At 49.4% G+C, this 7,989-nt stretch carries 7 protein-coding genes; 3 read left to right on the forward strand and 4 right to left on the reverse strand.

Going from position 1 to position 7,989, the window contains the following annotated elements; translation table 11 throughout:
- Positions 1–567: 567 nt before the first annotated feature.
- The 4 genes from glgB to JGK39_RS15530 all read right to left on the reverse strand — a co-directional run bounded on the left by glgB (position 568) and on the right by JGK39_RS15530 (position 4,599).
- Complete coding sequence (glgB, locus tag JGK39_RS15515) at positions 568–2,862, reverse strand: 1,4-alpha-glucan branching enzyme (RefSeq protein WP_293254968.1); 2,295 nt, start codon at positions 2,860–2,862, stop codon at positions 568–570.
- A 385-nt stretch (positions 2,863–3,247) separates the two neighbouring features.
- Entirely contained in the window at positions 3,248–3,919 is a 672-nt protein-coding gene (locus JGK39_RS15520) for a glutathione S-transferase family protein (RefSeq protein WP_293254965.1), read from the reverse strand.
- A gap of 120 nt (positions 3,920–4,039) precedes the next feature.
- A complete protein-coding gene (locus JGK39_RS15525; protein ID WP_293296735.1) occupies positions 4,040–4,300 on the reverse strand; it encodes a serine protease in 261 nt (86 codons plus the stop codon).
- A gap of 122 nt (positions 4,301–4,422) precedes the next feature.
- Positions 4,423–4,599 (reverse strand): hypothetical protein, encoded by a 177-nt coding sequence (locus JGK39_RS15530; RefSeq protein WP_293254959.1) that lies wholly within the window; start codon positions 4,597–4,599, stop codon positions 4,423–4,425.
- Positions 4,600–4,640: 41 nt separating this feature from the next.
- Between JGK39_RS15530 and JGK39_RS15535 the strand changes: the two genes are divergently transcribed.
- From JGK39_RS15535 to JGK39_RS15545, 3 genes are all read left to right on the forward strand, one after another.
- Entirely contained in the window at positions 4,641–5,225 is a 585-nt protein-coding gene (locus tag JGK39_RS15535; protein ID WP_293254956.1) for a hypothetical protein, read from the forward strand.
- A 418-nt stretch (positions 5,226–5,643) separates the two neighbouring features.
- The gene (locus tag JGK39_RS15540; protein WP_293296737.1) at positions 5,644–7,527 is read left to right on the forward strand and encodes a penicillin-binding protein 2; all 1,884 of its coding nucleotides are present in this window, start codon (positions 5,644–5,646) and stop codon (positions 7,525–7,527) included.
- A 47-nt stretch (positions 7,528–7,574) separates the two neighbouring features.
- Positions 7,575–7,961: a hypothetical protein gene (locus JGK39_RS15545; protein ID WP_293296739.1), complete on the forward strand. Its 387-nt coding sequence runs from the start codon at positions 7,575–7,577 to the stop codon at positions 7,959–7,961.
- Positions 7,962–7,989: the final 28 nt, after the last annotated feature.

The following is a 7,989-nucleotide window of genomic DNA, read 5'->3' on the forward strand; positions in this document are numbered from 1 at the left end:
TAGAAAACCCAGCCCTGTCAGGCGTGGTGAATTTGAACCAGAGAAAAAGTATAAAACCGCTATTTCAGCTCAAATCCGTTAGCATCGGAATGATAATTTTCTCTCGTCTTTCTCTGATTCTTCTGTGGTTGAATAATTCCGCAGTTACCGGATTTGAGCTGAATAGTTTTTATTCGGTCGCGTAATTGTGTACGTTCGTACACGAAAAAACTAGCGAAATTCATTAAGGTTTTTTTTTGCCGAAGATGAACGGCCGATAACTCGCGATCGACTAAAACAAGTCCGCCGCCAGATGCCGTCGCTGCAACACCGAGTTTTTCTGGGATCTCGAATCCGGTAGCATGGGAATGATAAATTTCTCTCCTCTTTCTCTGCTTCTTCTGTGGTTGAATAATTCCGCAGTTACCCGATTTGAAATCGCGAGCCGATTTTTCTCTCCTTCAAACAAGAAACTTTGCTATATGGAGTTACAGAAAAAACCCGGTTTCTTGAAGAACCGGGTTTCTGAATAACCTCAAAGTTTGATGCTTAATCAAGTTTTGATTGTTAACTCAAAACTCTCACAACTTAAAACTCTTGAGATTTTGCTCCTGTTTTTTCCCGATCGATCTTTAAGATCAACACACCCAAAGGCGGCAAACACAAGTCGATCGAATAAGCACTGTTGTGGAACCACCACTCATCAGTCCACTTACCCCCCAAATTCCCCATATTGCTGCCGCCGTACTCCCGCGCGTCGCTGTTAAACAACTCCGTATAGAAACCCGGTTCCGGCACTCCGACGCGATAGTGAGAGTGCGGTTGCGGCGTAAAATTGCACACCGTCACCACAAACTCGTCGCCATCCTTCTGGCGGCGCACAAAGGCCACCACGCTGTGTCTGTTGTCGCTGCAATCAATCCACTCAAACCCATCCTCAGCAAAATCTTGACTGTAAAGTGCCGTTTCGCTGCGGTACAAATTGTTCAAATCCTTGAAAAATAGCTTCAACTTTTGGTGTGGCTCAAATTGCAGCAACTGCCACTCCAAGTCGCCCCAAACGTTCCACTCTTGCCACTGGCCGAACTCCATCCCCATAAACATCGTTTTCTTTCCGGGATGGGCAAACATAAAGGTAAACAAACACCGCACGTTTGCAAACTTTTGCCATTCGTCCCCTGGCATTTTCCCGATGATGTGGGACTTGCCGTGGACGACTTCATCGTGGGATAAAGCCAGCATGAAATTCTCGCTGTGGTTGTACCACATACTAAAAGTTATGTTGTTCTGGTGGAACTGGCGGAACCACGGATCCATGTGGTAATAGTCGAGCATATCGTGCATCCAACCCATGTTCCACTTGAGGTTGAAGCCCAAGCCGCCCACATAAGTCGGCCAAGATACCATCGGCCAAGAGGTAGATTCTTCGGCGATCGACAGCGCACCTGGGAAATAGCTAAAAATTGTATGATTTGTCTGGCGCAGAAAATCTGCCGCCTCGATATTTTCGCGGCCGCCGTACTGGTTGGTCAGCCATTCTCCGGGTTCGCGGCAGTAATCTAAGTACAGCATCGAGGCTACTGCATCTACGCGAATGCCGTCGATGTGATACTTGTCAAACCAGAACAGAGCATTTGATACTAGGAAATTTCTAACTTCGTTGCGGCCGTAGTTAAATACTAGGGTTCCCCACTCTTTGTGCTCGCCCTTGCGGGGATCGGCGTGTTCGTACAAGTGAGTTCCGTCAAAGAAAGCTAAACCGTGGCCGTCTTTGGGGAAATGTCCCGGCACCCAGTCCACGAGTACGCCTATGCCGCTGGCGTGGCATTGGTCAACGAAATACATGAAATCTTCGGGTGTGCCGTAGCGGGATGTTGGGGCGAAATAGCCTGTTACTTGATAGCCCCAGGAACCGTCGAAGGGATGTTCGGCGATGGGCAGCATTTCGATGTGGGTGAATCCTAAGTCTTTGACGTAGGGAATTAGCCGATCGGCCAATTCGCGGTAAGTCAAAAAGCGCGCGCCCGGATTCAGTTCCGAAACCGGCACTGCTGGTTGTATTTCTCCGTTTGGCAGTACCGCAGGTTCGGCTGTACCCGCGTGCAGCCAAGAACCGATGTGGCATTCGTAAACCGAAACCGGCTGCGTTAGTTGGTCTGTGTGCCGCCGCTGTTCGATCCAATCGCTGTCGTGCCAAGTGTAGGTATCTAAGTCGGTGACAATTGAGGCTGTTTTGGGCCGTACTTCTTGCTGGAAACCGTAGGGATCGGATTTTTCGTAGGGATGTCCGTCTTGGTTTTTCACTTCGTATTTGTAGTGAGTTCCTAGGTCTAGTCCCGGAATGAATAATTCCCAGATGCCGTTTTGCGATTTCCGCATTTGATGTTTGCGGCCGTCCCAAAGGTTGAAATCTCCTAAGACTGATACGTTGCGGGCATTCGGAGCCCAAACTGCAAAATATACTCCTGTGATGCCGTCTACTTCGGTGAAGTGGGCTCCTAGTTTTTCGTAAATCCGGTGGTGGTTGCCTTCTGAGAATAGGTGCAGGTCAAATTCTGTGAGTTTGGGCGATCGAAAGGCGTAGGGGTCGTAGATAAAGCGTTCGTGTTCCCCTTCTTTGACCCGCAGTTGATAGTTTGCTAGTTCTGGGGTGTCGATCGTACATTCAAAAAAGTGAGGGTGATGCTCTGATTTCATTGGGTATTCGGCCCTCGCCTCGGGCAAAACTACCGATACTGCTTCGGCATTGGGCAGATAAGCTCGGACGGCCCAGACTTTTTTGCCATTTTCTTCGATCGCGTGGGGGCCTAGCACTTCAAATGGATCGTGGTGCTGATTCCAAACAATTCGGTCAATCTGTTCAAAGGGGACGGTCACGGGCATAAAACTACTTACCTCAATCTTTTGACTAAATGGTGGCTTTCAAAACCTAGAGGGGCGCTGCACTTTACATTTGGATACATTTTTGATCGCTAATGCTACCACGCTCGCTGCAATCGAGTGCGTGCTGTCGCCTTGCTGGCGATCGAGCTGTGCTTTTACTGCTAAGGGCTAACATCTAAGTATAGAAATATTAAAACAGATTGAAAAATTTATATTTTTCCGATAATATCCTTGACTTTTTTTAACCTTTGTGATACCTAAGTTTTTGGCAAATTCTGGTGGATTTGCGAACCGAGGGGGCCAAGGAGGGTGAGTTTGGCCGAGAACTCAATGATGATTAATTGGTGGAATTTTCAGGCTGGGGCGATCGCCCGCCCGCTACACTTTAAAATCCCGGAGGCAGGGTTTCCCCGCAAACTTCGTGAATGTTGACAATGCGCTCCAGCAGCCAAGGATACTCAATCCGGTATTGAGGAATCAAAGCTAAAGGACTCAGCAGCGCGACAGCAGTAATATCTGCCACGCTCAAGGAGTCGCCTACCAAATAGGAACCATCTTGCCAGCGACGCTGCAACAGGCCTAAAGCAGCGCTCAGGCGCAACTCGGCGAGTTTTGCAGAAGCGCGGTTAATGCCGAACTGGCGGCGCGCCAACTGAATCACTAACTGGCTCAAAAGAGATGGGTCGATTTCCTTGCCCGCACCGGCGCGAAACTCGTAGTAAACAAATCGAGTGGCAATGCCGATGCTTTCATCGAGCCAGTCTTCCAGCATCCAAGCCTCTGCTTGCAAACTCTCGTCTGCAGGCACCAGGGGTGGCGAAGGAAAACTATAATCGATCCAGTGCAAAATTTGCGTCGAGTCTGCGATCGCCCCTGGTTGACCTTCAAGTTGAGGCAGCAGTACCGGCACTGTCCTCAAACCCCCCGTGAGAGGCTTGAGTTTCAAAACGTGCAGGCCCGGTGTCAAATTTTCTACTTGAAAGGGGATGCCCTTGTAACCGAGGGCTAAGCGGACTTTGCGGCAGTAAGGGGAGGTGCTGAACTGTAGTAAAAGCATCTGACTATAAATAACACCCAACTTGAGACCTAGACTGATGAGATTGAAAAATGCGAAGAGCGAACCATTTTTCACGCTTGAGCCTAGGCCCGTTGGGGTTGTACTCCGCGATCGCCCTGGTTAGGGCTTTTTAGGAGAAGGGGAAGCAGTTCCACCAGCAGCCGGAGACTTTTCAGCGCCCGGTGACTTTTCAGCGCCAGGAGAAGCCTTTGGAGATTCCTTTGGTGTTGCTGGAGCAGAAACAGGAGGAGGAGGAGTTGTGCCGCCACCAGCACCGCCGGGAGAGGGGCTAGAGCTGGGGCTGGTGGTATCTCCTCCACAGGCGCCGAGGGCTGCTGCAATGCCAATTGCCAAAGTCAAACGAATTAATCCCTTGTTCATAAACACTCCTTAACATTCAAAACCCATCGCAAGGAAGGGAATAGTGTACTTGAGAAACAATGCTGGCACGAATAGATCGACGATTCGCTCGTTGATTACAATACTGCATTTATTAATAAATTTCACATTGATTCTGGCGAACCGGCAAAAAATTCATTTTTTTTGGCAAATCCTGAAGTAAAAGTGACCAGTGGTAGGATGGGTTGGTTGGTTTGTGAGGTATCTTTGGTAAGGATAACCGATCGATCCGAGATTTCCAGAAATTGGCGATCGGCAACCGCAAAAACTTCTAACCTCACTCAAACTGCGATCTGCCCCACTTTACGTATTGGTGAACTCTATGACTGCTGCTATCAGATCCCCGGATTCTCCTCGCCGCTCCCGATCGACCGGCAAGCCCACCACAGACGCTGCCAAAAGCAAAGTTACTTCTATTGCCCGAGCTAGACGGGCAAAAACTGGGCCCCAATTGCCTAACTACTCGCGGGCCGACGAACAGGCCAAACAGAAAGCCCAAGGATCGGTGCTGAAAGTGATGCCCGATCGCTCCTCGCATCCGATGTGGCTGCGATCGCTCCTGCGGGTGGAGCGCGCCTCCTGGGCCTGTGCGGTGCTGCTGTTGGGCGGTGCTCTGACTCTCTACGGTTTGACTGTTTACGGCGAGCAGCGCTGGAGTCAAGAGTATCAAAAGCTGGAAACTCTGCGCCGGGGCGAACAGCAGTTGAGTGCTGCTAGCGAAGTCTTGAAACACCAACTTGCTAAAGAAGCTGAAAATCCAGAAACCGGTTTGGTGGCGCCGAAGCCTGCGGACACGATTTTCTTGCGCCCGGCCCCGGAAAACCGATCGCCCGGTGCGGCGGCACCAAACTCCGAAGAACCTGCTCTCAAGAATCGATCGGGTGGCGAAACGCCACTGGGCTATTGAGGCAATGTCGATTTTAGATTTTAGATTTTAGATTGACTCGCAGCGCCGTGAATCTGGAGGCTTGAATCTTGAGTCTAAAATTTGGGGATATGCACAAAGATTGTCTGTCGGAGCTGCGGTATCCGTTTTTGGGCAATGTCAACGCGGAGAGGGCCCTCTTGGGAAGTGTCCGAGGGCCTTGCTTCGGGTTTGATTTTTGTGCAAGTGCCGATCGATTTTTTCATCCCAACCGTCGGTAAAAATTTTAAAATATTATTTTAAAATAATAGGACTTCAAAAAAATAATGCTAAAGTAAGCAGCAAATCCAAATCCAATATTTATAAATTATTGCCAATTATTCAATTATTCAATTCATAAATCTAAAATCTAAAATCTAAAATCTAAAATGGTAGAACTTGTCGGTGAACTTTGAATGCTATGAGCTACGATCCCCGTTTTGACCGCTACAGATCGCCGAATTTTAAACGTCCAAAAGCGTCGAGCGATCCCACTTGGTGGGGCAAGCCAGCCAAACCCAGAGTTGCGGCTACGGCTAGCAGCCAGCCCCGGCCACCGCTGGAACGTTTAAAACGCAACAAGTTCCGCTTGTGGGCTGTGTGGGTGGTGTTGATGCTCGGGGGGGTGGGGCTGGCAGTAAATTTGTTTTATTTGCAGGTGACGCGGGCTCCGGCACTCCGCAAACAAGCCGAACAACAGCAAACTCTCAAAACGAAGCCGTTTGTGCCGAGACGCCCGATCGTCGATCGCGCGGGGAATGTGTTGGCGATCGACAGACAGGTGTACACGCTCTACGCTCACCCGAAGTTGTTCAAGCACTCGAAGGCGGAGATTGCGGCCTCATTGGCTCCGATGCTGCCGATCGAAGTAGCCCCTGGCAATACGGCGGAAACTGAACTGCTGCGAAGGTTTAATCTGGCCGAAAGCGGTATTACGATTGCTAGTTCTTTGGCTCAAGAGGTAGCCGATCGCGTGGGGCGGATGCAAATTAAAGATAGTCCCGTGGATGGGCTGGAGTTGGTGCGGCAGCAGCAGCGTTTTTACCCGCAGCAGGAGTTGGCGGCGGATGTTCTCGGTTATGTGGATGGGGAACGGAAGGGACAGGCTGGGGTGGAATACAGCCAGCAGAATTTGCTGGAACGATCGATGCCGTCGATTCAATTTAGTAAGTCGATCGACGGGCGTTGGCTTCCCGATCGACTGACGGCGGGTTTTGTGCAGCTTGATGACTTGAAATTGCAATTGACGATCGACAGTCGCTTGCAGCGGGCGGCCCGGATTGCTCTGAAGGAGAAAATGCTCAAACACGAGGCGAAGCGGGGTGCGGTGATTGTGATGGATGCCCGCAACGGGGAGTTGCTGTCGGTGGTGGCGGAACCTTCCTACGATCCGAATCAATATTTTAATTTCGATTTGTCGCGCTATAAAAATTGGGCTGTAACTGATGTTTATGAGCCTGGTTCGACTTTTAAACCGATTAATGTGGCGATCGCCCTAGAAGCCGGTGCGGTCAAACCTAACAGTGTGTTTAACGACGAAGGTCGGATTTATATGGATGTCTGGACTATCCAAAATTCCGATTACAAACAAGCAGGCGCCCGCGGCCCTTCGACTGTTACGGAGATTTTGAAACATTCTAGTAATGTGGGGATGGTGCACGTAATGAACACCATGAAATCTTCTCTTTACTATCAAGCTTTAGAAAAACTGGGACTGGGACAAACTGCGGGTACAGATTTGCCTTTTGAAGTAACGAGTCAGCTTAAAAATCGAGACCAATTTATTAATTCTCCGGTGGAAGTTGCTACTACTGCTTTTGGTCAGGGTTTTTCGATTACTCCGATGCAGTTGGTGCAGCTTAATGGGGCTTTGGCTAACGGTGGCAAGTTGGTAACTCCTCATGTTGTGCGGGGACTTTTCGATCGGGATGGTCAACCTTTTTGGAAGTTGCCGAGGGCTGTTCCGAAGCAGGTTTTTTCGCCGCAAACTACCAAGCAGGTTTTGGAAATGATGGAAACTGTGGTGGATGGCGGTACGGGGAAAGCTGCACAAATTCCTGGGTATCGGATTGCTGGCAAAACGGGGACGGCTCAAAAAGCTAGCGCTGGTAGGGGTTATTCTGATAAGGCGATTATTACTAGCTTTGTGGGGATCGTGCCTGTGGAGGCTCCTCGGTATGTGGTGCTGGCGGTGATTGATGAGCCTAAGGGTGGTGGTACGGGGGGAGTTGTGGCGGCGCCGATTGTGGAGTCGGTGATGGAGGCGCTGATTTCGATCGAGAAAATTCCACCGAGTAAAAAGTAGGAAGTTGCGTGTTAAATGGAGATGATTCGCGTGGGACGGGTTCACCGATGCCTGATATCCTTGCAGAATATTTTGATTCATCCAACGAACCTATCTCCGCACCGAGATACAGATTGCTGAAGTTTCACTGCGCTGATGGTTCTGGTGCTAGCACTCACTATCGTACTGGAGATTGGTTCGTTGTGAGGGTTGAGGAGTACCCAACTGCAATACCGACTCACGAGTTTGAGGTGATTGTTGTCGGATATTGCAAATATCTACCCGTTCAATCTCCGTTGATGGTAATGCCAAAAGCTCAAATTGCGATCGACTCTTTTGGAGATGAATCGGTTTATCAAGAATTCCTTCAGAGCGAGACAGTTAAACCCACATTCCGCAGATATTCGATCGGATTTAATTTCAAAATAATTCAGAATCAAAAAAGCCTCAAATGATTGCTATGCAATCATTTGAGGCTTTTTT

Origin of the sequence: Microcoleus sp. PH2017_12_PCY_D_A, from assembly GCF_020738565.1 — a bacterium.
Lineage (GTDB): Bacteria > Cyanobacteriota > Cyanobacteriia > Cyanobacteriales > Microcoleaceae > Microcoleus.